This window comes from Acinetobacter sp. 1124_18A, from assembly GCF_052824995.1.
Map to the genome: position 1 here is coordinate 172742 of NZ_VTDF01000002.1, position 25131 is coordinate 197872.

22 protein-coding genes and 1 pseudogene are annotated in these 25131 nt (G+C 37.3%); 4 read left to right on the forward strand and 19 right to left on the reverse strand.

What is annotated here, in order from left to right; translation table 11 throughout:
* Positions 1 to 112: 112 nt before the first annotated feature.
* Positions 113 to 1984: a non-contractile tail sheath protein gene (locus FY048_RS05285; protein ID WP_446090413.1), complete on the reverse strand. Its 1872-nt coding sequence runs from the start codon at positions 1982 to 1984 to the stop codon at positions 113 to 115.
* 183 nt (positions 1985 to 2167) lie between these two features.
* Between FY048_RS05285 and FY048_RS05290 the strand changes: the two genes are divergently transcribed.
* Positions 2168 to 3325 carry a catalase family protein gene (locus tag FY048_RS05290; RefSeq protein WP_446090414.1) on the forward strand — a complete coding sequence of 386 codons (1158 nt, stop codon included), beginning with the start codon at positions 2168 to 2170 and terminating at the stop codon, positions 3323 to 3325.
* A gap of 59 nt (positions 3326 to 3384) precedes the next feature.
* Here FY048_RS05290 and FY048_RS05295 read toward each other — a convergent pair whose 3' ends face one another.
* The 3 genes from FY048_RS05295 to FY048_RS05305 all read right to left on the reverse strand — a co-directional run bounded on the left by FY048_RS05295 (position 3385) and on the right by FY048_RS05305 (position 5119).
* Positions 3385 to 3693 carry a hypothetical protein gene (locus FY048_RS05295; RefSeq protein WP_446090415.1) on the reverse strand — a complete coding sequence of 103 codons (309 nt, stop codon included), beginning with the start codon at positions 3691 to 3693 and terminating at the stop codon, positions 3385 to 3387.
* A 343-nt stretch (positions 3694 to 4036) separates the two neighbouring features.
* On the reverse strand, positions 4037 to 4492 hold the full coding sequence (locus tag FY048_RS05300; protein ID WP_446090416.1) for a hypothetical protein: 456 nt from the start codon (positions 4490 to 4492) through the stop codon (positions 4037 to 4039).
* Between the two features lie 192 nt (positions 4493 to 4684).
* Positions 4685 to 5119 (reverse strand): GFA family protein, encoded by a 435-nt coding sequence (locus tag FY048_RS05305; RefSeq protein ID WP_446090417.1) that lies wholly within the window; start codon positions 5117 to 5119, stop codon positions 4685 to 4687.
* A gap of 223 nt (positions 5120 to 5342) precedes the next feature.
* Here FY048_RS05305 and FY048_RS05310 point away from each other — a divergent pair, with 223 nt between their 5' ends.
* A complete protein-coding gene (locus FY048_RS05310; protein ID WP_446090418.1) occupies positions 5343 to 6908 on the forward strand; it encodes a phospholipase D family protein in 1566 nt (521 codons plus the stop codon).
* 16 nt (positions 6909 to 6924) lie between these two features.
* Here the strand turns inward: FY048_RS05310 and FY048_RS05315 are convergent, their stop codons facing one another.
* The 9 genes from FY048_RS05315 to pqqA form a co-directional block, all read right to left on the reverse strand.
* On the reverse strand, positions 6925 to 7512 hold the full coding sequence (locus FY048_RS05315; RefSeq protein ID WP_446090419.1) for a uracil-DNA glycosylase family protein: 588 nt from the start codon (positions 7510 to 7512) through the stop codon (positions 6925 to 6927).
* Between the two features lie 200 nt (positions 7513 to 7712).
* Positions 7713 to 7949 carry a hypothetical protein gene (locus tag FY048_RS05320; RefSeq protein ID WP_446090420.1) on the reverse strand — a complete coding sequence of 79 codons (237 nt, stop codon included), beginning with the start codon at positions 7947 to 7949 and terminating at the stop codon, positions 7713 to 7715.
* 235 nt (positions 7950 to 8184) lie between these two features.
* A complete protein-coding gene (locus FY048_RS05325; protein ID WP_446090421.1) occupies positions 8185 to 8361 on the reverse strand; it encodes a hypothetical protein in 177 nt (58 codons plus the stop codon).
* A 575-nt stretch (positions 8362 to 8936) separates the two neighbouring features.
* Complete coding sequence (locus tag FY048_RS05330) at positions 8937 to 9989, reverse strand: dipeptidase (RefSeq protein ID WP_446090422.1); 1053 nt, start codon at positions 9987 to 9989, stop codon at positions 8937 to 8939.
* Positions 9990 to 10007: 18 nt separating this feature from the next.
* On the reverse strand, positions 10008 to 11162 hold the full coding sequence (gene pqqE / locus FY048_RS05335) for a pyrroloquinoline quinone biosynthesis protein PqqE (protein ID WP_446090423.1): 1155 nt from the start codon (positions 11160 to 11162) through the stop codon (positions 10008 to 10010).
* On the reverse strand, positions 11159 to 11443 hold the full coding sequence (pqqD, locus tag FY048_RS05340) for a pyrroloquinoline quinone biosynthesis peptide chaperone PqqD (RefSeq protein ID WP_440600691.1): 285 nt from the start codon (positions 11441 to 11443) through the stop codon (positions 11159 to 11161). The genes pqqE and pqqD overlap by 4 nt, the downstream gene beginning before the upstream one ends.
* A complete protein-coding gene (gene pqqC / locus FY048_RS05345) occupies positions 11440 to 12198 on the reverse strand; it encodes a pyrroloquinoline-quinone synthase PqqC (protein ID WP_092705809.1) in 759 nt (252 codons plus the stop codon). The genes pqqD and pqqC overlap by 4 nt, the downstream gene beginning before the upstream one ends.
* An 8-nt stretch (positions 12199 to 12206) precedes the next feature.
* Positions 12207 to 13118, reverse strand: a complete 912-nt coding sequence (gene pqqB / locus FY048_RS05350; protein WP_446090424.1) for a pyrroloquinoline quinone biosynthesis protein PqqB — start codon at positions 13116 to 13118, stop codon at positions 12207 to 12209.
* Positions 13119 to 13194: 76 nt separating this feature from the next.
* Positions 13195 to 13269 carry a pyrroloquinoline quinone precursor peptide PqqA gene (gene pqqA, locus FY048_RS05355; protein ID WP_001982218.1) on the reverse strand — a complete coding sequence of 25 codons (75 nt, stop codon included), beginning with the start codon at positions 13267 to 13269 and terminating at the stop codon, positions 13195 to 13197.
* A gap of 247 nt (positions 13270 to 13516) precedes the next feature.
* On the opposite strand from pqqA, the gene FY048_RS05360 reads away from it, so the two are divergent.
* Positions 13517 to 15307, forward strand: a complete 1791-nt coding sequence (locus tag FY048_RS05360) for a bifunctional metallophosphatase/5'-nucleotidase (RefSeq protein WP_446090425.1) — start codon at positions 13517 to 13519, stop codon at positions 15305 to 15307.
* A 52-nt stretch (positions 15308 to 15359) separates the two neighbouring features.
* On the opposite strand, the gene FY048_RS05365 is transcribed toward FY048_RS05360, so the two are convergent.
* Positions 15360 to 15761 carry a transcriptional repressor gene (locus FY048_RS05365; protein WP_446090426.1) on the reverse strand — a complete coding sequence of 134 codons (402 nt, stop codon included), beginning with the start codon at positions 15759 to 15761 and terminating at the stop codon, positions 15360 to 15362.
* 138 nt (positions 15762 to 15899) lie between these two features.
* The gene (locus tag FY048_RS05370) at positions 15900 to 17861 is read right to left on the reverse strand and encodes a TonB-dependent receptor plug domain-containing protein (protein ID WP_446090427.1); all 1962 of its coding nucleotides are present in this window, start codon (positions 17859 to 17861) and stop codon (positions 15900 to 15902) included.
* A 217-nt stretch (positions 17862 to 18078) separates the two neighbouring features.
* Here FY048_RS05370 and FY048_RS05375 point away from each other — a divergent pair, with 217 nt between their 5' ends.
* Positions 18079 to 21240, forward strand: a complete 3162-nt coding sequence (locus FY048_RS05375; RefSeq protein WP_446090428.1) for a multidrug efflux RND transporter permease subunit — start codon at positions 18079 to 18081, stop codon at positions 21238 to 21240.
* Between the two features lie 56 nt (positions 21241 to 21296).
* Here the strand turns inward: FY048_RS05375 and FY048_RS05380 are convergent, their stop codons facing one another.
* The 4 genes and pseudogenes from FY048_RS05380 to FY048_RS05395 all read right to left on the reverse strand — a co-directional run bounded on the left by FY048_RS05380 (position 21297) and on the right by FY048_RS05395 (position 25087).
* On the reverse strand, positions 21297 to 21536 hold the full coding sequence (locus tag FY048_RS05380) for a phosphopantetheine-binding protein (RefSeq protein WP_446090724.1): 240 nt from the start codon (positions 21534 to 21536) through the stop codon (positions 21297 to 21299).
* Positions 21516 to 22166, reverse strand: a pseudogene (locus FY048_RS05385) (isochorismatase family protein); the annotation flags it as partial. The pseudogene FY048_RS05385 and the gene FY048_RS05380, both read right to left, overlap by 21 nt.
* A gap of 21 nt (positions 22167 to 22187) precedes the next feature.
* Entirely contained in the window at positions 22188 to 23852 is a 1665-nt protein-coding gene (locus FY048_RS05390; protein ID WP_446090429.1) for a (2,3-dihydroxybenzoyl)adenylate synthase, read from the reverse strand.
* Between the two features lie 11 nt (positions 23853 to 23863).
* Positions 23864 to 25087 carry an isochorismate synthase gene (locus FY048_RS05395; RefSeq protein WP_446090430.1) on the reverse strand — a complete coding sequence of 408 codons (1224 nt, stop codon included), beginning with the start codon at positions 25085 to 25087 and terminating at the stop codon, positions 23864 to 23866.
* Between the last annotated feature and the right edge of the window lie 44 nt (positions 25088 to 25131).

Below are 25131 nucleotides of genomic sequence, written 5' to 3' on the forward strand. Positions count from 1 at the left end.
AGCATAGCCAGTCATGTACCTCTAAGCAAGCCTACATTTAAAAAAGAAGAAAACCTCTTACTTGAAGAGGTTTCTTATCAAATCACTTATCTTATAAAGGGGTTATATTTACTTATAGGTAAATATCTGGTGGATATGGTGTGTTATCACTAATTGGTGAATAAAGCGTATTTTCAACAAAAAAGCCATTTGGAGCTTGAGTTGTATCGATCGTAATTGAATCAAACATAATCTGTGGATATGCCCAGATAAATTGCTTCATTAATCCTAAAGAAACATTGTTTTTCATGTCACCAAAAATTCGTTGCCAAATGGGTGTTCGATAGGGTTTGGTCTTATCAAATCCATAGATATAAGCAATAGATGCATCAGGGACGAAACCTGATAGGTAAACGACTTTATTTGCAGGATAGCCTAGACCTTGTATGGGTATTTGAGAAACCGCTTGATGTGCCAAATCTAAGCGAGCTTCTAATAGCCAGTCGTAAGCTTCTGTCATCATGTAATCAAAATTAGGATATGAGTAATGTTGGCTTGGATAGTTAATATAAGTGGCTAAAGTCTGAATTGGAGATTGAATAGAAGGAAAGAAAATAAGTGGGCTAACTTTGGCAGCGGAGTATTTTGCTTTGATAACGGTGCGAATGTCTTGGCAGGTTTGACCTAATTTATTTCTAAGCCATGTTTTAAACTCATCATATGGCGTTCCTGTTTTATTCATTGCTTCATAAATTGTACCCAAATCTGGTGCATATAGACCTGTATCTGTATTAAAGGCTAGTTTTGTTGGATAGTCATATACACAAGGTAGATTCGTGTCAGTGTTATACCACCACCAAGGTTCACCAATCTGCATGTTTACATCACATCCCCCTACTACCATTGTATCTGCAAACTCAATAAAGACTTTATGTAGATATGCCAAAGCATTTTGGTCACTTAAACTAAAGAAATAACTCGGTGGTTGGTAGCCTGTTTTACCCAAATTACTGTTCCAGTCACGCTGTGCCCAATACTCATTGGCTCCTAAGGAATACATTTCAAAGCTTACCCCAAAGATGGGTTGCAGACTGGCGCTATGTAAAGCCTGAGCATATTTCTCATGCCATTTTCGCGTACATGAGTTAACGACTGCCTCACCCGTCACCAATGTATCTGGTATTTGCCATTTATTAATATCACTTTTCCATTTCATTTCAGGATAATGTGACATTCCACAATAGTGGTTAACCAAACCTTGATATCCCAAAGCCACCATATTGTTGACTAAGCGCTGAGGGTTTAAATCATAGTGGTCGTCATAGCTCGTACAGATACCATAATTGTGCTGAGGTACAACCACACGGCTCAAATTTAACTTTGCATTTGTACCAGTTACGACTGAATTGGTCAGACGGATGTAGCCATCTTCAGGCTGGCTTAAAGGTAGGGCTGATTGGCTATTATAATGGCTCGTGAAACCTGAAAATGAAATCCGTTGAATGTTAGTCACTGGAAAGCTATCTGTAGCAGAAAAGCCGGCTTTTACTGTGTCCCAGTTAATATGAATATGTGCTGTACGAGATGAAGGATTATTTGCGTATCTAAATAAGACAACATATGCAACTTTATCTACACCATTTTCATTATAGTACACCGTTAAAGTGGGCGTTAAAGTTGGATTGTTAAGCACTGGCATCGTGGCAGATAACTCAATATCGAAGTCCCAAACCACCCCTGCATAGCTATATTTGGTTTGATACGCTAAAAATTTATGATCTTTAGTGTCAGAAGAATCCCAACTAATTCCTACCAGATCATTTGCCATCCGTGCTCTAAAAGATGCCTCAAAACCATTTCCATAATTCGTAATAGCAAAAGACATCGTTTGTGGGCCGTCTATTCTCCAATAGATAGGACTAAACCGATCAATAAGTGTATTTTGAGTGATTGGATGTGGTGATGTATTAGAATTATTTTGTACATTTTGTGAGTTAGTTATCATGTCGTCATTCTCTTAATGTATTAAGAGGTTTTATATTAAATAATAATTTTTATTTTATTGTTCAGATAAGTAACAATGAGGTTTAAATTATTTACAGTTAATATTTTTTATAAAGCTCAAAATAAAGTTAAACAATTAAACTTAATATTATCCTAAAATATTTGTGCACTGAGGAGATAATAAATGTCAAATTTTATACAGCCTATACATTTTAGGGTGTTGTTTGTATTTACTCCTCTTGTGTTTGCAATCGCAGGTTGTAGTGAAACTTTACATTCCCAAAGAACCATACCAATAAAGGTATCTTCAGAAAGTATCGCCTATCCAGAAGCTGATACAGTTTTAGGGGAAAAGTTACAGCCTAATGAGGAAGCGTTAGCTCAAAACATAGCTCAAGTCATTGAAAAGTCAATTCGTGAAAACTATACGGCGGGAAATGCTTTACGTGATGCCCATCCTAAAGCACATGGGTGTGTGCGAGCCGAGTTTCATGTCTCAAAAAATATACCTGCTCAGTTTGCTAAAGGAGTTTTTATCCCAGATCAAACTTATCAAGCATGGATTCGCTTTTCAAATGCCTCAAATGATGCCACTAGTGCCGACATTGATAAAGATGCACGAGGAATCGCCATAAAACTTTTAGGTGTATCTGGAGATAAAATTTTAGAAAGTGAAAAACAAGCAACCACCCAAGATTTTATTATGATTAATCACCCTGTCTTTTTTGCCAATGATGCGAAACGCTACCTTTCTTTTATGAATGATGTGAATAGCCACAATATGATCAGAAAACTTCATATTCCTTTTGCCTTAGGTTTTAAGGGAACCATGAATGCACTGGGAGCACGTAACTCACAAATTGCAAACCCACTCTATGCACGTTACTGGTCTATGGTTCCGTATCAATTAGGACTGGGCAAAGATCGGCAAGCAGTTAAATATTCAGTACGTGCTTGTTCGGTAACACCAAATAATCTACCTAAAAACCCGAGTCATGATTTTTTAAGAGAAGCGTTAAAAAATACTTTGCAAAATAATGATGCCTGTATGGAATTCCTTATTCAGCCGAGAACTTCAAGTCAAATGTTAATAGAAGACTCGATGACAGAATGGGATGAGAAAGCGGCTCCTTTTTATCAAGTAGCGACTATTCATATTCCAAAGCAGAATTTTGATACGCCCGAGCAAAATAAGTTCTGTGAAAATCTGTCTTTTACACCGTGGCATGCCTTACCTGCACATAAGCCATTAGGTGCAGTAAACAGAATGCGTAAAGTCATTTATGAAAATATAAGCAGGGTTCGACATGATATGAATTCCGCACCTAGACAAGAGCCTTAAATAAGTTATTTCTCTCGTTTTGGCAGTTAAGTGATCGTGTCTTACTAGGAGCAACTTTCTTATTTGACGACTTGTTTACTAGTATCTATGGTGATTCGATCAATGAAATCTGCTAACCACAAAATAAAGTCATCTTCATTTTTGTGTTTGGGAATCAAGCTTACATCTACTTTAATGGGTAATTCACTTTGCACGCTAACAACAGCACCATTGAAGTTCACAAAGTTATATAAAAATTTCAATTCTGTGCCAGAAATGGCTTTTTCAATTTCTATAATTAGACTATTTAAGTCTTTAAAGTAATTATTTGAATGTTTGTTTTTAATGTTTTTATTAATTTTTTCGGCTAATAATAAGTATTTTGGCATTTTTATCTCCTTATTAGTTATTTATTAAATAGAAGTATAAAGCTGAAGTTATAAAAATAAATTTATAATTTTTATTAAATTGTTGCTATTTCTTAGATTTTAATTGACAAGTTGTTTTTCAATAATCAACCATTTTTTTAAATGTGATTTGGTTTGATTTATATTCTGATTAAATTACTAGGTATTTTAATGACAGCTAAAATTTATATTTAAGAAACTCTATATTTTTAAAATATTAAACATTTTAAAAATCACTATTAAAAAACCGCCCCAGAAGGCGGTTGCTGAATTTACAGCGATATATAGAAGTGTAGTGGACGATCACTTCTATATTTTTTTAAACTTATTTTTCTTCTTTTATAATTTTTGTAAAGGCATCTGACTTGAAATAATTAATAATCATCTCCCCATCATCACTTGTCGATGATGACACTTTAGGAGGTTCGTCATAGTTAAATTTAAAGTCTTGAGGAATAAATTTCGAGATCGGTGGAAGCTTAGCCTCTCCTCCTGTTGTAATTCTTTCAATAAAGCCCGCGAGCCAAAGTATATATTCATCTTTATTTTTATGGTTGGGCATGAGGCTCATATCCAACTTAATTGCACACTCTTCTAATGGCTTGGTTAAGCACTCTTCAAAATCTATAAAATTATATTTAAGTTTAAACTTGGTTCCTTTAATTTCCTTACGAATTACGCCAACCAACTGATTTAAGTTCTCTGCTGAGCTTTCTGAAAATAAATTTTTGTCCTCAATCTTTTTATACACATTCTCAGCAATGATTAAATATTGTGGCATTTTATTTTCTCCCTTTTATTGTCAAGCTACTCACTCAGCCCTTTAAGGAAGTATGATAGATATCATGTTTTCTAATGTAATTGTTGTGCTTCCAATTGTAATTAGTGTGTTTTTGTGAAACAAGAAAGCATAACCATCCGAAAAAATTAAAATTAATGCAAACTGAGTCTCGTTTTTAGATAAAAATTTATTCTAATCAAAAAATATTTTTAGCTCATCTAAAGTTGGAAGCTGATTATAAGATTGATCTACAATTACGGTATTTGCCCAGTTTGTCTTTGAAACTATACAAAAATTAAGCTTCTTTAGGACCTGAATGTCTTTGTCTAATAAACCTAATGGTATCCACATAAAATGAGTAGTTCCTACCAAATTAGGTACAGGCGATCCACATTTACTACAAAATGAAGATGTGAAACCTGTTTCTTTTTTATAAGTACGGACAAATTCTAAACCTGATAACCATTCAAATTTATCCTGACTCACTAAAGTTGCTGCATTGGCTCCTGTTCCAGTTTGTTTACGACATAGACTACAGTGACAATGGTAGATGGTATTTATTTCGCTAGTGATAGAAAATTTAACTTCACTGCATAAGCAAGAACCTACATGGCTCATCTCGAGCATCCTTAGAAAATAATATTGAATATATCATTAGGCTTAAAAAGGTTAAATTTAACTTTATATGTTTAAATGGATATGATCTCTTAGAAGTGCCTATGAATATAAGAAATTGCTAGAGTTGAGGCTTGGCAGAATGCATTTATAGCGTTTAATATGAATTTTGACATATAAATTGAATATAAAAATGCTGTGATGTGCTTATCTTGGATGCGACTTAAAAGCTTACATGATTAATCAGTTTTATCAGCAGTACAGTAATATGGCATTAAATGCCTGGGGCTTTACACATACACCTTCGTATAACGGTACATACGACCCTGATGAGAATGATACAGTGACAAATAGCTTTAATTGGTTGAATGATGAACAAGCTACAGAAAAAACTAAACAAGGATTAACGGCTTTTGTTGCATTAGATGATGCTTTTATTAGTATCGCTTCTCGTATGTATCTGATTAGAAATGCAAAAGAAAAAATCGATTTACAATACTATATTTGGACAAATGATTTTGTTGGAAATCTAATGCTGCACGAGTTATTAACGGCGGCAGATCGTGGGGTAAAAGTTCGGTTACTCATTGACGATCAAAATGGAGTAAAACTTGATGGTGTACTAAGAAGCCTTCTACACCATCCTAACTTTGAAATTCGCTTATTTAATCCATACAAATTCAGATATATAAGAATCTTGGACTATATTTTCCGGTTCAAGAAAGTAAACCATCGTATGCATAATAAATTAATTATTGCAGATGGCGTGATTGCTGTAACAGGTGGTCGAAATATCAGTAGTGAGTATTTTGATGCAAGCAGTAAGTTTCAGTTTACAGATCTAGATATCCTATTTTATGGGCATACAGTCCAGCATGCTCAAGAAGTTTTTAATGATTTCTGGCAAAGTGAGTTAAGCCAAGATGCGACCAAGCTGGTCGGGACTTGTGCTGTCCACCACTTGCAATCTTTAAGACAGCATTATCATGATTTGCTTCATGAAAGTGAAAATCATACTCAAACCGAAGATAAACTTTATGATGCTCAAACTTATCTAAAAGAACTTCTAGAGCATTATCCAATTCAATGGTCAAAAGCATATTTTGTTGCAGATTCACCGAAAAAGATCTTAGGAATAGCGTCTAAAGAAGAGATGCTTTATGGGCAAGTTATGGCCATTATGGGTGAACCAAAACAGCATATAGAGTTAGCATCGGCTTATTTTGTTCCTACACAACAAGGCACTTACTATTTAAAACAGTTAAAAGTTCAAGGCGTTAAAGTCAGGGTTTTAACGAACTCTTTTGCTGCAAATGATGTAGCAATTGTGCATACTTTTTATAGTCAATATCGGGTCGAAATGCTGAAAAGCGGTGTAGAACTATTTGAGTTTAAGCCATTTTTAGAACGCAGACGTAGAACATGGTATGAAGTGGTAACTGGAAGTGTGATTCCAGCAAAAGGTAAAAATAAATCGAGCTTACATGCCAAATTTTTTGATGTAGACGGTAAAGTATTTATTGGTTCTTTTAACTTTGATCCACGTTCAACTTACTTAAATACTGAGGTTGGTCTTGTTATTGAATCGAGTCAATTACAAGACCAAATTTCAGTCATGCTTGATCAGCATTTACCTCAAGTCGCTTACCAGCTTAAGTTAAACAGTGAAGGTAAAATTATTTGGTTAGATTATCAGTCGAATGGACAAGTTGTTGAATATGAAAAAGACCCAGATACGAGCCTTTTCCAACGTACAATGATTAAAGCTGTTTCATATTTGCCCGTTGAATGGATGATGTAAGAGACTTCAAATTGACTTATAAAACCCCAATCTCTTTAAAGAATTTTTGATAAGCCTCAGCTTTTTTCTCTAGCGCCAATGGATACGCTCGAGACGAAGATGGTAAGCGATATAAATTAATATCTCGTCCTGCAAAGTAAGTCGATGTAGATGTCCCTATAAGTGGTTTTTCAGTGTTCTCGGGTAAAACTGAAATTAAAGTATCAGTTGCTTTATCACCAGTGGTCATGATGGTCTGACATAGAGGAATCTGCTGAAGCAAAACTGTAAGATCTGTTGGCGTTACGATTTCCAGAAATTTATCTGCGGCATTCCCCTTCAACCGCTTAATTTGATAAGCCGTATCAAAAATTGCAATACCTGTTTCAATTAAGAAATTTCGGATACGTTCTTCATTAAAGTTTTTTTGGTTTTCACTTAAAAAGTAAGTTTTGTCTTGGAAAAAAATTAAACCAAAAATTCGCCACATATCATTTTGGAAATTTGGATAGTAAAAATCCATCTTCCATTTATTACGCGGTGGTGGAAAGCTACCCAACATGAGTAAACGCGCATTTTCAGGTAAAAAGGGTTCTAGTGGATGTGTTTCTATCTCAATTATCATAAAAAATCAGTGTTTACTTAAAAACTTTATAAACAAATTACCCTATTTTTGAGTTAATCACGAGTCATGAAATGCAATTTCTCTTAATTAAAGCGTTAATGGGAAAAATCAGCTCTTACTAAAAAATATTGAGGTGACACCTCTGTAGGGATCACCTCAATAATTTATAACTTGTAAGTGAGCTGGTGAACTCAAACTTATTAAGAGTTCAAGACTTTAAAAACCTTACCTGTTCTTGGATGAGCAAAACTGTTATCTGGATCTAAATTAATGACTTTATCCGAAATCACAATTTTAGAAAGTGGTAACCAGCTTTGCTCTTGTTCAGCTTGGACAAAGCTTTTTTCATAAATATTTTCATAAATTTGTTCAACAACAATTTCCATACCACACATACTTTTGGCATTTACTTCTTTTAAAATATGGCGCTTTGACATTCTAGTCTCCATTTTTATTATCCGCATCGATAATAATAAAGGCTCCATTGATACAATATGTAAATTTTAATAATGAAAGTGTTTTTTTTGTTTTAATCATACTTTTGTAATAATTAAATGAATAGTTGAGTAATTATTTAATTTAAATATTATCTTTAAGTTAATCTATTCAAAATAATAGTGAGTTTTAATAAAAATTAAAGGGTTCATTATCTGAACCCCTTTTTATTTAATTTTAAACTTGTACAGCGTTATCAACTGAACCGTCATCTTGATTTTGGACCCTGTCTTTACTAGTCACTGAGTCGCTATCGTGATCTGTGTTAAAACTCTTACTGTTCTTTTGCTTCTTCTTGTAGACACACATCCCAATCGCAATACCTGTTCCTATCACTAAAATTGACTTTAACATTTTGCACCTCTTCGATTGACGGAGTAACTTTTTAGAAATCAGCTTAAATTAATAGCACATAATTTGTTATTTAACGGCTTTCATTTGCTCCGCTTTTGTAAGGTATTTAATTTTTATGTTAATTAAATAGTGTAATAGTTAAAAAATAAATTTTGATACAAAGCAAAAAGCCTATTCCATTTTTTGAATAGGCTTTTTACTGTATTTCAGGATTAAGCAGTATTATGAATTGCTTTAAGCAATCTTATTATCTTTAATACACTACAAATGTATTTAATGCTGAAGTTTTAGTCAAGACAGAGTTGAGTGGTTATACCAATAATTAGTGATTCTTGTGACGAATATCACGTTTATTTGTTTGAGATAAGAAAAAACCCATTTCTACTTCTCATGAAGAAATGGGTAATGTGAAAACCACAAAAGACCTGAAATACCAAATGTTCTTACATTTAGTAAGGTTGAGTGTAGTGAATATACCGAATGATTGACAATTAAACTATTTGTGTTTTTTTTAGTCATTTCGGCCAATAAAAAAACATTTATGATTTTGTAGATTAACTCTGTTTAGTCATTCATTATTGTCCAAAAATTCTATTAAGCACCCTCACCCAATTATTCATACATATATTTTCAATCAAGGTATGAGAGTAACCACGCTGTTGCATACGCTCAATTAAGCGATGTAGCCCCGTTACATCTTCAAGTTCAGTACCAAGAAGTGCACCATCAAAATCAGAGCCAAAACCGACATGTTCCTCGCCCAAATGATCCATTAAATATTCTAAATGTTCTAAAATTACATCGATGGGTGTATCAGCATTGCGTTGTCCATCCGATCGTAAAAACGCGACATCAAAATTTACGCCTACCATACCTTTACTTTCTCTGATTGCTTTAAGCTGTGAGTCAGTTAAGTTGCGTGCTTGAGCACATAAAGCATGCGCATTTGAGTGCGTTGCTACAATAGGCTGTTGCAATATATCTACCGTATTCCAAAACGCTTGTTCATTCATGTGTGAAACATCAATCACCATCTTTTTATCAGCACAGCGTTTTATAAAGCTTTTGCCATCGCTGGTAAGACCTGCTCCAGTGTCGGGCGAATGAGGAAACTTAGCATTTAAACCATGTCCAAAGCGGCTCGGTCTATTCCAGAGTGGGCCAATACTACGCAGACCTCTTTCATAAAACACATCGAGTAAATCAGAGTTTTTTTGTAAAGCTTCTGCACCTTCCATATGCAACACAATTGCTAGCTTTTGCTCTGCTCGGCAATCTTGAATATTTTGAACCGATGTGCAAATTTCAATATTTTTAGACTGCTGAGCAAGTTGATGAGCTAAATCGAGTTGTTCCAAGCAAATTTGTTCAATTTGCTGTTGGGTAAAATCAGAAGCATTTTGATCAAATAATTTATTGGGATGATGCTGTTGCACATAGCCATATGGCGGTAAAAAAATCGCGAACATTCCTCCAATAAAACCAGCTTGTTGACAGCGGTTTAGGTCAAGATGGCCCGCTAAGCGTTCATGAATAAAAGCATGTACAGGATCTGGATGATCACTTAGCCATAAGCGTGTTAAAGCATCATTATGCCCATCAAAAACTGGAATATGGCTAGGCTTCATGAGCATTCCTATTACTTGCTATATGTCTGTAATCGTGTGGACCGGAATATTTTGTGTGGCACTTAAAGATTTAGAGTTTCTACTATTACGGAATACTAAATTTTGCAATGGTGCAGCCAACTGACTTTCTGTACGTGCTTGTTCAATCATTTGATGATACGGCGATTTCCCACATACAGGATCGGCATTAGCCGCATCTCCAGTCAGCATATAGGCCTGACAACGACATCCACCAAAGTCTCGATCTTTATCTGGGCAACTACGGCAACCGTCTGGCATCCATGCATCACCACGGAAATGATTAAATCCAGTTGATTTGTACCAAATATCTGACAATTTATGTTCACGGACGTTTGGAAATGAAATTGGCAATTGTCGTGCTGCATGGCAAGGCAGCGCCATACCATCTGGAGCAACTGTAAAGAAGATTTTACCCCAGCCATTCATACAGGCTTTTGGTCGCTCTTCATAATAATCAGGCACTACAAAAATGAGTTTGCAAGGATGATTTTGCGCTTTTAATTTTTCTCGATATTCATTGGTAATCCGTTCTGCACGTATCAGTTGCTCTTGTGTGGGTAATAAACCTTGGCGGTTTAAAAAAGCCCAACCATAAAACTGACAAATTGCTAACTCGACTGTATCGGCATTCAGCTCAAGGCAAAGTTCAATGATTTGTTCAATCTGGTCAATGTTATGTCGGTGAATAACAAAGTTAAGTACCATTGGATAATCGTATTTCTTAACCAGTCGGCACATTTCATACTTTTGTTCAAAAGCATGCTTTGAACCTGCCAAGGCATCATTTACCACAGGATCACTCGCTTGGAAGCTCACTTGAATGTGGTCTAAACCCGCTTGTTTTAAATCAGCAATACGTTTTTCGGTAAGACCCATGCCTGAGGTAATTAAGTTGGTATAAAACCCTTGCTGATGAGCATGTGCAACGAGTTGTTCTAAATCCTGACGTACCAATGGTTCACCGCCAGAAAAACCAAGTTGAACAGCACCCATCTGACGCGCCTGATCAAAAACATCAAACCACTCTTGGGTGGTCAGCTCATTTTTATGCTGAGCATAGTCTAATGGGTTTGAGCAATATGGGCATTGTAGCGGACAACGATAAGTTAACTCCGCTAATAACCATAAAGGTAGGCCAACACCTTCTGTCATACTAAATCAATCCAGTGTTGCTGCTTTGCGACCAGCATGTAATCCACTACATCTTGATCAATCTCAGCAATATCACCAAATTTTTGCTTTAACTGGGCAATAATTCCGGAAACATTTTGCTGCCCATCAATATATTGCCCGATTGCCCCTGCACTTTCATTTAACTTGATCATGCCTTCAGGATATAAAATCACAAAACCATTTTGAGCTGGCTCGAACTGAAAACGGTAACCTTGTCGCCATGTCGGCACAAGGTTTAAATCAAACTGCTCTTTATTCATTTAAATAGTCCTTTGTGCCAAACCCGTTTGCTAGTCACACTGTGATACGGTGCTTCATTGTGAACATATGCCAGTGTTAAAGCATCTAAAATGCTCCATAAAATATCCAGCTTAAACTGCAATATTTCAAGCATTCGTTCTTGTTGCTCATGAGTCGTAAATGAATCAAGTGTAATCGTTAAGCCATGTTCAACGTCACGGCGTGCCTGACTTAAGCGTGAACGGAAATACTCATAGCCTTTATCATCAATCCATGGGTAATGTTGTGGCCACGACTCTAGACGTGATTGATGAATTTTTGGAGCAAACAACTCAGTTAAAGAACTACTTGCTGCTTCCCGCCATGAGGCACGACGTGCAAAGTTCACATAGGCATCTACGGCAAAACGAACACCTGGTAATACCAGTTCTTCAGAAATCACTTGTTCACGACTCAAGCCCACAGCTTCGGCTAACCGTAACCATGCTTCTCGACCACCGCCATCTGGATATTCACCATCTTGATCGATCATGCGTTGAATCCATTCTTGACGGACGCGCTGATCTGGGCAATTTGCCATAATGGCTGCATCTTTAAGCGGAATATTAATTTGATAGTAATAGCGGTTTGCAACCCAAGCCTGAATTTGTTGTTGAGTTGCTTTGCCTTCATACATCATCACGTGAAATGGATGATAGATATGATAATACTGGCCCTTATCAATAATCGCTTGTTTAAATTGCTCTGTTGTTAAAGCTTCAGGTGTTTGAGTCATGTTTCACCTTAGAGTTCAATCTGCATGCCGTCATAGGCAACTTCTACACCATTTGCTTTAAGCTCAGCAAACTGGCTAGAGTTTTCATTTAAAATTGGATTGGTATTGTTAATATGAATCAGCACTTTTTTAGGTGTACTCAGTTGGTTCAAATAAGACAGCGAACCACCTTCCCCACTAATGTATAAATGCCCCATTTCACGGCCAGTTTTTTTACCAACCCCTGTTTGTTGCATTTCATCATCTGTCCAGAGCGTTCCATCAATCATGACGCAGTCTGAACTCTGCATAATCTGCATGATTTGATCATCAATTTTTCCAAGACCTGGTGCGTAAAATAACTGTTTTTGTGTTTTATGGTCTTTGATAATTAAGGCAATGTTGTCGCCGTCATGTGGGTCATGTCGATGCGGTGAATATGGTGGCGCAGCACTTTTAATAATTAAAGGTAAAAATTCTAAATTTTCGAAACCATCAATTTTAAAAGCTTGTTTAGGATTAATTTCATTGTATTGAAGACCACCATTCCAGTGTTTGAGCATATTAAATACTGGAAAGCCGCTTGTTAAATCTTGGTGGACCATTTCTGTACACCATACATTCATTGGACAACCTTCACGTAAGGTTAAAAGCCCAGTCGTATGGTCTAACTGACTATCCATTAAAATAACGCTTGTTATTCCTGTATCACGCAATTTACGCGCTGGTTGAGCTGCTTTAAATTCGAAAAGTTGTTGACGGATATCAGGTGATGCGTTTAATAAAACCCAGTCTGTTCCATTTTCAGAAACAGCAATTGATGATTGAGTGCGAGCTTTGGCTTGGATTGAACCTGTGCGTACACCATGACAGTTCGGGCAATTACAATTCCACTGCGGGAACCCGCCTCCAGCAGCTGAACCTAAAACATAAATATACATAAAATTAATATCTTATTAGAAAGAGATAAGCCCTAGAACAAGACTAGGGCTTATGACATATTTGGATGAAACTGAATTAACGTGCTTCGAAGTACATAGTAACTTCAAAACCAATGCGTAAATCAGTAAAAGCTGGTTTAGTCCATTGCATAAATTATCTCCGGTTCATATTAATCTCGTGAAATGAATCACTTGATTAAATCTTATAAGGTCATTAAAAATTTATTCTAAATAAAAAATTTGGGTTTGTAGACCACCCCTAGCCAAGATATTGTTCGATAATTGTGTTTTTTGTCCAAATTTTAATATTTCGAACATATTTGCTTATTGGAGGTTTCATCAAACATTCATACTAAAAGCGTATTTTTTATCCGTCTTAATTGATCAAATGATAAAAAATGAAAAATTTAACAACACTTTTTAAAGTAACAACACTTTCTCTGGCAGTAACGTTATTGGCTGGATGTAATGACGATGATGATAATGACACCGCACCGCCTGCTCAAAGAAGCAATCAAACTGTAAATATTTTAGCTTTTAATGACTTTCACGGAAATCTTGAACCACCTAAGCGTTATGTTGAAGCACCAAATCCAAATGATGCTGCTCAATCTGTTCGTATTCCTGTGGGTGGTGTGAGTTACTTTGCCGATGCGATTAAAAAACTTAAAGCAGAAAATCCAAATAACGCTGTGGTTTCGGCGGGCGACTTAATTAGCGCCTCTCCGCTCACTTCTTCTTTATTTTTAGATGAACCGACCATTGAAGTCATGAATGATATTCAAATTGACTTTAATGCTGTCGGTAACCATGAATTTGACCGTGGTACAGATGAATTACGCCGTTTAAAGAACGGTGGATGTCAGCAATATACAAGCACTGCGCCTTGCCAAATAAATAAAAACTTTGGAGGTGCAAAATTTGATTTCCTTGCTGCTAACGTAGCAATGAAAAATGACGCCAGTAAAACGATCTTTCCTGCATATAAAGTCAAAACTTATGGTGGAATTCCAGTTGCATTTATTGGTTTAACCCTTAAAGCAACGCCAAGTATTGTTTCTGCTGCTGGTATTAAAGACGTTGAGTTTCGTGATGAAGCCGATACGGTAAACGCTTTGATTCCTGCGTTACAAAAACAAGGAATTGAAGCGATTGTAGTGGTTGTTCATGAAGGCGCAGCGCCAAGTACAAAGTTTAATGAAAAAACATGTGATGGCTTAAGCGGCCCGATTTTAGGAATTTTGGATAAGCTTAATCCAGCAGTTGATATTGTTGTTTCAGGTCATACACACCAATCTTATATTTGTGACTATGCAACCAAAAATCCGTCAAAACCGTTCTTACTTACCTCAGCTGGACAATATGGCACGCTCATTACTGACATCAAGGTTGAACTAGATGGTAAAACTGGTGATGTGATTAAGAAGGACGCTAAACAAGTTCCTATACAAAGCGAGGCCTATACGTCTGGCACAACCACGGTAAGCCTTACCGATCTCTATCAAAAATTTAGTAAAACACCAAGCATTGAAGCCATTTTAGATAAGTACCGTCAAGCTGTGACCACCATTTCAAGCCGTGTGGTTGGAACTACAACAGCAGTAGTAAGTCGTACTCAAGTTGAAAGTGGTGAAAGCCCGCTCGGTATTATGATTGCAGATGCTCAACAAACGGCTGCCTTAAAAGCAAGTAACCAAGGCTCTGACTTTACCTTAATGAACCCAGGTGGTGTCCGTGCCGATCTACTGATTAACAGTAGTAACCAAATCACCTTTGGTGATGTTTTTGCGGTGCAACCTTTTGGTAACTCTATTGTGACTTTGAGCTTAACTGGCAAACAAATTAGAGATGTACTTGAACAGCAATGGTCTGGTGCAAATGCAAATTCAGCTAGAATTTTACAGCCGTCTAAAGAATTAACTTATCAATATGCGGCAAATGCATCTGTTTCGCCACGAGCAAGTAACATCATGGTTGCTGGTTCACCATTGGTTGACAGTAAAATATACCGCGTGACGGTAAATAGCTTCTTGGCAGATGGTGGTGACAACTTTACGGTATTAAAAGAAGGTCAAAACCGTGTAGGTGGTGGTCAAGATATTGATGCCCTTGAAAGCTATATTGCGGAAAACTCAAAGAATTCCCCGTTAATTATTCCATCGACTACTCGAATTAAAGTTATCAAATAGCAAATTTAATAAAAAAGGACAGTTTAGGCTGTCCTTTTTTAATCTAAACTTTTTATTCTGTATAGAGATTAAGTTCAATGCTACTGATATTAGTCCCTGTATTCGCAAAAATAACCTCTATGACTTCATGAAGTAATTCATTAACTTTCTCATGCTCAAAGTTAGAGGCTTCTGATGTTTTAAGATAAATCAGATTACAGCTCATTTTATCTTTTCTAATTTTGTAGATACTTTTGCTTTTACCTAAGAATACTCTTTTGATGAGTTTACGATTTTCAAATTCAGATAAAATTCTATAGATCGTTCCTAACGTTATTTTATATTCATTTTTAATTTGAGCATAAATATTGTCTGCGCTTAAACCTTGTGGATTCTGATTTAAGATTTCAAAAACATGTATTCTCGATTTTTTTATCGGTAGTCCGTTTAATAATGATTTTGAAGTTGTCGTCATGATTAATTAGCCTGAATGTTTAGAAGCATAAGATTTATTAAAATTATTTTGTCTATACTTGCTTGAAAATTATGGGTATTTGTTTATAAAAAAGCAAAGCCTATTCCCCTATGAATAGGCTTTGAGCTTAGCTTTACCTTAGAAACTATAAGTCGCTTTTACAAAATAATTACGTCCATAGAGTTTCGTATTGAATGATGCATCTTCATTTTCAAGATCAACATCGGTCAGGTTTTTTACACCATAATCCAATGTTAAACGTGGTGAAAGTGGTGACGTAAAGGTAACGTCGTAAGTTGTATAAGCTGGTAACTCTTTAGTTGCTGAGTACATTTGTTTACCCACATAACTTACGCCAGCATTTACACGAAAATCTTCAACTGGCGCCCAAGAAATTGAACCATTAGCCAGCCACTCTGGTCGTTCGGTTAAGTCTTTCCCTGTAGTTTTGTTTTTTGCATCTAAATAAGTTGCATTTGCCTTAACACCTAAATTATCGGTGAAGTCATAACCACCAGTAAGTTCAACCCCTTTGAGTTCTGCACGGCTTACATTGGTCCAAATTTTTCTAAAATCGCCTTCTAAACGAGGGTCTCCATCACTTAGGGTAATCGCTTCAATCAGGTTCTTCACATCATTTTGGAAAACTGTAACTCCAGCATTCCAATTTGGTCGAGTCACAATTAAAGAAGCTTCATAGTTGGTGCTTTCTTCAGGATCTAAGTTAGGGTTACCTCGAATATGGCAACTACCACCACATGAGATCATTGAATAATTGATATCTAACTGTGCTGGAGATGGAACCTTATATGCCTGTCCTACACCACCTTTAAGGATGACACCTTCTGCTAACTCATATGTTAAATAGGCTTTGCCTGTTGATTTGCCATCAAAGTCATCAAAATCGTCATAACGACCACCTAAAGTTAATGTCAGTGCATCGTTAATGTGGGTATCGTTTTGAACAAATACACCGTAGCTCTTCTGCTGGTTTTTTCCAGTGCCGATATAACTCACAACATCGGTAATTTTCTGGTCTTTATAATCAAAACCTGCTGTGGTGTTATTCATCAGCCAATCAAAGTTAGCGAAAGCACGACCAATTAAATTTTCTTGCTTATATTGACGACTTTGCGGTGCATCATACTCGCTGTCGTAATCATAAATTTTGGCTGTTTCTTTACCAATATAGGCTTCTGTTTTACCCCATCCCCATTTTCCGCGGTGCGCAATCCCCACATTGGTACGTTTCATTTCTGATTCTTGAATTGAGGTTGCAGCATCTTGGGTAAGGGGGCGTTTATCGTTGTTATAACCCAAATCTAGGTCTAAAGTTTGTTGGTCACTAATATTCCAGCTTAAAGTACCATTTACATTTTTAGTGTCTTTTTCTACAAAGTACGCTCCATCTGGATCTGGCTTACCATTTCGGTACCATGCATCACGGTTATATGCGTCACCGGCCAAAGTAAAACTTAGATTGTCAGTTAAACCGCCATATAAATTAAATCCGTAACGAAATTGATCTTTACCATTTCCACGGTCGGCTCGGTTATATTGCCCAAAAATCGAACCATGAAACAGCCCATCTTCGGCTTTTTTGGTAATGATATTGATTACACCACCCATGGCATCTGCACCATAAAGTGATGACATTGGCCCACGAATCACTTCAACACGTTCAATACTATTTAAAGGAATTGCGCTCCAGTCAAAGTCATTACCTCGCCACATTGCTCCGTTCGATGACATGCGTTTGCCATTGAGTAAGATGAGTGTGTAGTTACCCGATGTGTTGAGCATTCCTCGTATAACAATCTTATCTTGCCCACTATTGTAGTTATAAACCCCAGCCTGTTTTTGTAAAACATCAGCAAGACTGAGTGCTGCACTACGCTCAATCTCTTCGCTAGTAATCACACTAATCGATGCGGGTGCTTTATCAACATCTTGTTCTTTTAATGCTGCTGAAACCACAATAGTTTTAAGTTTTTGAACTGGTTCGTTATTGCCCTGCTGTTCACTATCTGTATTTGCTTGAACGGCGAATGGAAGCAGTGTTGAGATGGCGACCACCAGCGCCTTTTTAGTTAACGTCATTTCTCGGCCCTTGTTTTGGATAATGATTACCATGTGATAATTATTATCATTTATGATGTGCCGAGCATCATATACGCATGACTTTTACTGATCAAGATAAAAATAATTATTAGTTATATAATGATAATCATTATTGTTTGTGCTGTAAAAAAGCGTTACCATTACACATTCGTGTGCCTAAAAACCTATTTAAAACAAGCTTAAAGTAGACATAACAATGCTCTCTCGATTTTTTATATATCACCCTATCTTTGTTTCTGTCATTGCAATCACTATTCTTATTTTTGGTTTTTTTGCCACTTTAGCAATGCCTATTGAACGGTATCCAAACCTTGCTCCGCCCAGTGTCACTGTTGTTGCAAACTACCGTGGTGCAGCTGCTGACACTGTAGAAGAAAGCGTGACCCAAATTTTAGAACAACAAATCAAAGGTCTGGATAATTTGCTTTACTTTACGTCCTATAGTGAATCATCGGGAACGAGTAGCATTGATATTCACTTTAAAATTGGAACAGATATTGATAAAGCACAGTTACAAGTACAAAACCGAATTAATGCTGCGTTAAACCGTTTGCCAGAGGAAGTTCAAAGACAAGGCGTAAATATATGGAAAACCACGGGTGATATGCTGCTTATTGTTGGGCTATATGATGAAACAGGCAAAGCCAGCAATATTGAGTTGTCTGATTATATGGTGAATCACTTTGAACAACCTTTAAGCCAGTTACAAGGAATTGGTGAGGTTGATGTTTTTGGTTCGAGTTATGCCATGCGAATTTGGTTAAATCCAAATCAGCTTAGAAATTATCAACTTGTGCCGAGTGATATTGAACAGGCGCTCGAAGATTATAATACTCAAATTGCTGCGGGTTCGATTGGTGCAATGCCTTCCGCTTCTGACCAGAATATTTATGCAAAAGTAAAAGCAGGTTCGCGTTTAAAAACAATAGATGACTTTAAATCGGTGGTGGTTAAAGCAAATGTTGATGGTAGCCTTGTTTATTTAAAAGATGTCGCGAGAGTCGAATTAGGGGCAGAAAATTACGAGAGTATTAATACACTTAATGGCTATCCATCGGCAGGTTTAGGAATTTCTCTAAGCCCCGATGCCAACGCAATCGAGACTTCTGCTCTTATTAAAGAAAAAATGGCTCAGCTTAGCCAGCATTTACCAGCTGGATATAAAGTCGTTTATCCGCGAGACAATACACCGTTTATTGAAGAGTCAATTAAGCAGGTCATGATTACTTTGCTTGAAGCAATCGTGCTTGTCGTTATTGTCATGTATCTCTTTTTACAGAATTGGCGTGCAACTCTTATTCCAACCATTACAGTTCCCATCGTCATTAGTGGCACATTTGTGGTGTTGTATTTATTTGGGATGAGCATTAATACCCTTACGCTATTTGCTCTAGTTTTAGCGATTGGATTATTGGTTGATGACACCATTGTAGTCGTGGAAAATGTTGAACGGCTTATGCACGAACAACAGCTAAGTGTACGTGAAGCTTGTTTAATGTCGATGCAAGAGATTAGCGGCGCATTGGTGGGTATTACGCTGGTCTTAACCGCGGTATTTATACCAATGGCTTTTTTTAGTGGTTCGACGGGTATGATTTACCGTCAGTTTTCTATTACATTAGCAGCGGCTATGTTGTTATCGCTATTTGTAGCCATGACCATCACACCAGCAATGTGCGCAGTTCTATTAAAAAAACATAATAAAAAACCCAAATGGGGACAAGCACTTGAGGTTGTTCTTCAAAAAGTCAGATCAGCTTTTAGTTTTTTATCTGTTCGTTTAATCCAGTTTAAAGTATTTTCCAGTCTGTTGGTTGTGGGCATCGCGGTTATTTTATTTATGATTTACCGCAGTTTGCCTACCAGCTTTATTCCTAACGAAGATCAAGGACTACTGGTTGTTCCCTATAGTTTGCATAACAGTGCTTCAATGAGCCAAACCGAAGAAATTGGAAGATTCGTCAATAATTATTTCTTTGAACACGAAGGTAAAAATATTAATACTGTACTGGTCGTGAATGGACAAAACTTTTCAGGGAGCGGCCCAAATTTAGGTATGGCCTTTGTTTCGCTTAAACATTGGAATGAGCGTAAAGGTGAAGCCAATACGGCGAGTGCTATTCGTGAACGTGCCCAAGCATATTTACAAAAAAACTTGCCGGCTAAAGTCATGGTAGGAATGCCGCCAAGTGTATCTGGTTTAGGTCAATCTGATGCTTTAGAACTTTGGCTTAGAGATGTAAATGGTCAAGGGCGCGATGAATTAATTAAACAATATAAAGCCTTAGAAAAAGAGTCTCGAAATTATTCGGCCTTTGAGAATCTAAGTCCTCTTGTGAGTGAAGATAAAGCCGAAGTATTTATTCAACTCGATCAAAATAAAGCCAAAATGTTAGGAATTGACCAACAAGCAATTCGTTCAACACTATCGACTGCTTGGGGTGGAAACTATGTTGGCGATTTTGTTGAACGAGGTCGAATTAAGAGAATCATTATGCAAGGTGATTCAGAGTTTCGTTCTAAACCCGAAGACTTAGCCTACTGGCATGTACGCAATAACTCTGGTGGAATGCTTTCCCTCGCTCATTTTGCGCAAAGTCAGTGGACAGGTGGCCCAGAAGCTCTGACCCGATTTATGGGACTGGCTGCCATTCAACTTGAAGCGAATGTAAGTTCTGGCTTTAGCTCAGGCCAGGCAATGCAACAGTTAAGTGATATAGTCAGTAAACAGTCTGGTATAGATGTCGCATGGAGTGGTCTTTCTTTACAAGAACAGCAATCTAGCCGCCAAGCAATTTATTTATATCTCATTTCTATTTTGTTTATTTTCTTATGTCTGGCTGCCTTGTATGAAAGCTGGAAAGTTCCTTTTATTATTTTATTAGGGCTTCCTCTAGGCATTACAGGCACTATTATTTTTGCTTGGATTTTTAAGTTACCTAACGATGTTTACTTTCAAATTGCCCTATTAACAGGTATTGGCTTATCTTGTAAAAATGCAATTCTAATTGTTGAGTTTGCGACTCAATCATTCAAACAGGGAAAAAGTAAAGTCGATGCGGCAAGTGAAGCGTTAAAGCTACGCTTACGTCCGATTTTGATGACATCTATTGCCTTTGGCGCGGGTGTGGTTCCTTTAATTTTTGCAACTGGTGCAGGTGCTGCGAGCAGATATGAAATTGGAATGAGCGTATTTGGTAGTGTCGTGTTTGGTACTTTACTCGTACCGCTATTTACTGTGTTCTTCTTTGTTGTAGTTCATAGTTTACCGAGTTTCCAGTGGTCAATGAGCAAACTATGGCTGAGTCGAACTTTAAGATTTAACAGCCGTATTAAAAAGGACAATACATCTTTTTAAAAGTTAGAATAAAAAAAATGGCAGATATTAAATCTGCCATTTTTTATTCTTTCAATTTAAGCGACTAGCTTATCAATCCAAACTTCTAGTGTTGGTTGTTCAGCTAAATCTTCAAAACTTACCTGTGCACCGTAAGCTTGCCATTTACCCACTAATGTCATGAGTCGTACTGAATCAAGTCCAAGCATGAGTAAATCATCATTTAACTGAATGTCTGATGCTGGAATCTGAAGCTGTTCACTCACTGCCAAAACAATACCTTCTTCAGTGAGTGGTGATGCAGCTTGTTCAAGCACCCAAGCTCGTGTGACTTGCTGAGTTGTCATGACTTGCCCACAACGTGTACTTGTATATTTTAAAGCCATATCGTGTTCTTCACGGCTAAAATCAGCAAGTGCATCTCCACATAAAAACGGCTGAATATTTAGCATAAAGGCTTCTGCGGCACTCATAAGGCAACCAATATGGGCATAGACACCACAAATGATCAGTTGATCGCGATTTGACTCACGCATAAGTTGTTCGAGTGGAGAAAATTTAAAAGCGCTATAACGCCATTTTGTTAAGACAGTATCATTTTTATCAGGCGTAATTTCCGGCAAAATTTGGGTAATATATGGGTCATCTTTTAGGCCTGTGCCCCAAAAGTCAGTTAATAACTGGCGATGTTCAGGTGTCTGGTTACCAGGCTGTGCAGTATAGACCACAGGGATATTAAACTTACGCGCAGTTTCAATCAGTTCTTTGGTATTTTTAATGAGCTCTGGAATAGGCGCTTGAGTTTGATCATAAAAATCTAAAAAATATTGCTGCATATCATGTACTAATAAAACAGCGCGATCGGTATGCAACTGCCAATGTGTTTTATTCGCTGTAAATTCGTGCGCTTGTGGCATGCTGTAACTAGCAATTTTAGGAATACTCATCAAATTTTTCCTTTTTTATCTTTAAGCAAGAACATTGGTGTTGGTTTCAAATTGTTGACGTAATCTTTTTTTGTCGATTTTTCCAAAAGCTGTATATGGAAATTGCTCGATAAATTCGACTCGATCGGGAATTTTATAGGTGGCAAGTCCATAATCCTTAAGATGTTGACGAACTGACATTGCAAGGCGAATTGGGCTTGGATCATCGGTTTGTGCTTGCCATGCAACAAAGGCACAGCTCTTTTCACCCATAATCTCATCTGGCATAGCGACTAGTGCTGCTAGGCGAATTTGTGGATGAGTTAATAAAGCTTGTTCAACCTCTTCGGTCGCAATTTTTTCACCAGCGCGATTAATTTGTTCTTTTGAACGGCCTTCTACAACAATGCAGCCATCTTCGCGAATACGTACTAAATCGCCTGTGCGATAAAAACCATCCGGTGTGAAAGAACGTGCATTGTGTTCTGGCGCTTGGTAATAGCCACGAATAGTATAGGGGCCGCGAGTCAGTAAATGCCCTACTTCTCCCGCTTCTACTGGCTGATCATTATCATCCAGCACCAAAATTTCATCATCTAATGAGATTTTTAAACCTTGGGTATGGATAATTTGCTCTTTTGTCATGTCAAAATGGGTGTAATTCACCAGCCCTTCAGCCATGCCAAAAACTTGTTGTAGATTGACTTGAAACTCATCAATCAAGCGTGTGGCAACTGCATCGGGTAAACGCGCTCCTCCGACTTGCAAGCAACGTAGAGTCGACAATATTGGATCTTGATCTTTTGCCGCTTTATCCATCCACGGGCGAACCAAAGCAGGAACCAAGCAAGCATCTGTCACACCGTGTTTTTTGATCAATGAAAAAGCAGTTTCAGGGCTTGGATCAGTTCCTAAAACTACAGCCCCGCCCGAATAAAAAATACCTAAAGAACCGGCCGAACTCATTGAAAAGTTATGTGCCGCGGGTAAAACCATGAGTAAACGTGATGCCTGATTGAGACGGCAGATTTTTGCGCTCTCACGCACACTGTAGAGATAATCATCATGAGTACGTGGAATCAGTTTAGGAACACCAGTACTTCCACCTGAAAGTTGTAAAAAAGCAACCTGATCTGCCGTAGTCGGTGCAATCGCCTCATCTAGAATATTGGTTTCTTTTAATAGATTTTGAATTTCTACAAATTTGTCGGCATTTCCAAGGACAAATATATGTTGTAAGCAAGGAGCAGTTTGCTGAAGCTTTTCGGCAAGCTCTCGGTAGTCAAATTTTTGTGCACCAAAATCAGCACAGAAATAAGCTTTTGCTTCGGTTTGTTTGAAAAAACTACTGAGTTCGGCATATCGATGTGCTGGTAAAGACATCACAGGTAAAGCACCAAGCCGAATCAATGCAAAAAATAAAACATAGAACTGATAGTGATTCGGCATTTGTACAACCGCTTTATCACCCGCTCTTAGTCCATGTTGATATAAGTGGCTTGTGCAGTAATCAACTAAATGATCAAACTCAGCGTAACTGACGGCTTTATCACCATCATATACCGCAATATTTTTCGAGTATTTTTGAGCACTTTCACGCAAGAAATCACTCAAGTTTTGTCCAAGCCAATAACCTTTTTTACGGTAAATCTCAGCAAATTCTGCTGGATATGGCACAGCGCCCTTTAAATAATTCTTTGTTGTCATCTATTTATTCCTTATCGTAGTAATTGGTCTGGTGAAATTTGAAAGCCATCAAGTACAGTACGAAATTTAGCCGCAGTTTCAGCATGTTCGGCTTGTGGATGAGAAGCTTCAACAATTCCTGCACCAGCAAATAAACGGGCAATATTTTGATAAATTCGGGCACAGCGCACAGTCACCGACCATTCACCATTACCTTGTTCATCTGCCCACCCCATAGTTCCTGCAAATAATTCACGGTTAAATGGTTCAAGTTGCTGAATTAATTCTTTAGCAATTGGACTAGGCTCCCCACAAATTGCAGGTGTTGGGTGTAAACGTTCAATTAAGTCAAAAACATGAGTATCGGCTTGCTTAAGTTCGCCAGTAATGTGTGATGCCAAGTGCCAAAGGCGTTTAGTACGAATGAGTGATGGTTGCTTAGGTACTTTTAATTGCTTGCAGAAAGGTGTGAGCTCATCAGCGATCATTTCGATGACGAGTGCATGCTCATGTTGATCTTTTTGTGACGCAAGTAATGCTCTGGCGTTATTTTGGTCTAGGGTTGGATCGTCATCACGAGCCAATGTGCCAGCAACCGGTTTACTCCAGATTTTTGTATTTTGCTTTGCAATTAAAAGCTCTGGGCTCGCACCGACAAACCATCCTTCACTTTGAGGATGTCTTGCGACTGCATAGTTATAGCCTTCGGGATTATGCTTAGCTAAGTTATAAAATAAATCCGAGACGGGAATATTTTGTTCAAACTCAAGTTGCAAAATACGAGCAAGTACGGCTTTATCGAGTTTTTTTGCTTGCATTTGCTGAACTAAATATTCAACTTGCTGTTGGTAATGGTCACCTAAAGGGAAATAATCCGCCTTTTCTAAAGATAAAGAACCGAAATCAATATCAGATTGTGCATAGAGTACTTTCTGATAGATTTTTGCATTTTGCATCAGCATTAAATTGACATCGGCTGCCGAGCAAAATGGTAAACCACCCATAATTTTGACGTCTTTATAACCGTCATTCATTGCAAGTTGTAATTGAGCTCGTGCTTCATCTAACCAATCTTTTAAAAGGCTATTTTTAGCGACTTGAATATCGCGTAATTTTTGATGACTATTGATGGTGTATTCTGGCGTTGTGAAAATAAAACCTGCGTCATTTCCACAATTTAAAATTTCTTGGGCTAATGCAACGCGGCTCTCAGTAAAATTTTCTCGTTGGATAAAATACGGATGCTGTGCCGACATCTCGCAACTCCTTATACAGTTATTTTGTTGTAATGAATGAATGT

What these genes read in the sequence shown, in the direction of transcription:
- FY048_RS05395 (WP_446090430.1), bottom strand. Translation starts at nt 25,087, where the DNA reads ATGTCGGCACAGCATCCGTATTTTATCCAACGAGAAAATTTTACTGAG.
- FY048_RS05310 (WP_446090418.1), top strand. Translation starts at nt 5,343, where the DNA reads ATGATTAATCAGTTTTATCAGCAGTACAGTAATATGGCATTAAATGCC.
- FY048_RS05370 (WP_446090427.1), bottom strand. Translation starts at nt 17,861, where the DNA reads ATGACGTTAACTAAAAAGGCGCTGGTGGTCGCCATCTCAACACTGCTT.
- pqqB (WP_446090424.1), bottom strand. Translation starts at nt 13,118, where the DNA reads ATGTATATTTATGTTTTAGGTTCAGCTGCTGGAGGCGGGTTCCCGCAG.
- pqqE (WP_446090423.1), bottom strand. Translation starts at nt 11,162, where the DNA reads ATGACAGAAGGTGTTGGCCTACCTTTATGGTTATTAGCGGAGTTAACT.
- FY048_RS05320 (WP_446090420.1), bottom strand. Translation starts at nt 7,949, where the DNA reads ATGTCAAAGCGCCATATTTTAAAAGAAGTAAATGCCAAAAGTATGTGT.
- FY048_RS05300 (WP_446090416.1), bottom strand. Translation starts at nt 4,492, where the DNA reads ATGCCACAATATTTAATCATTGCTGAGAATGTGTATAAAAAGATTGAG.
- FY048_RS05315 (WP_446090419.1), bottom strand. Translation starts at nt 7,512, where the DNA reads ATGATAATTGAGATAGAAACACATCCACTAGAACCCTTTTTACCTGAA.
- FY048_RS05365 (WP_446090426.1), bottom strand. Translation starts at nt 15,761, where the DNA reads ATGACGACAACTTCAAAATCATTATTAAACGGACTACCGATAAAAAAA.
- FY048_RS05330 (WP_446090422.1), bottom strand. Translation starts at nt 9,989, where the DNA reads ATGAAGCCTAGCCATATTCCAGTTTTTGATGGGCATAATGATGCTTTA.
- FY048_RS05285 (WP_446090413.1), bottom strand. Translation starts at nt 1,984, where the DNA reads ATGATAACTAACTCACAAAATGTACAAAATAATTCTAATACATCACCA.
- FY048_RS05305 (WP_446090417.1), bottom strand. Translation starts at nt 5,119, where the DNA reads ATGCTCGAGATGAGCCATGTAGGTTCTTGCTTATGCAGTGAAGTTAAA.
- pqqD (WP_440600691.1), bottom strand. Translation starts at nt 11,443, where the DNA reads ATGAATAAAGAGCAGTTTGATTTAAACCTTGTGCCGACATGGCGACAA.
- FY048_RS05290 (WP_446090414.1), top strand. Translation starts at nt 2,168, where the DNA reads ATGTCAAATTTTATACAGCCTATACATTTTAGGGTGTTGTTTGTATTT.
- FY048_RS05295 (WP_446090415.1), bottom strand. Translation starts at nt 3,693, where the DNA reads ATGCCAAAATACTTATTATTAGCCGAAAAAATTAATAAAAACATTAAA.
- FY048_RS05325 (WP_446090421.1), bottom strand. Translation starts at nt 8,361, where the DNA reads ATGTTAAAGTCAATTTTAGTGATAGGAACAGGTATTGCGATTGGGATG.
- FY048_RS05360 (WP_446090425.1), top strand. Translation starts at nt 13,517, where the DNA reads ATGAAAAATTTAACAACACTTTTTAAAGTAACAACACTTTCTCTGGCA.
- FY048_RS05375 (WP_446090428.1), top strand. Translation starts at nt 18,079, where the DNA reads ATGCTCTCTCGATTTTTTATATATCACCCTATCTTTGTTTCTGTCATT.
- FY048_RS05390 (WP_446090429.1), bottom strand. Translation starts at nt 23,852, where the DNA reads ATGACAACAAAGAATTATTTAAAGGGCGCTGTGCCATATCCAGCAGAA.
- pqqC (WP_092705809.1), bottom strand. Translation starts at nt 12,198, where the DNA reads ATGACTCAAACACCTGAAGCTTTAACAACAGAGCAATTTAAACAAGCG.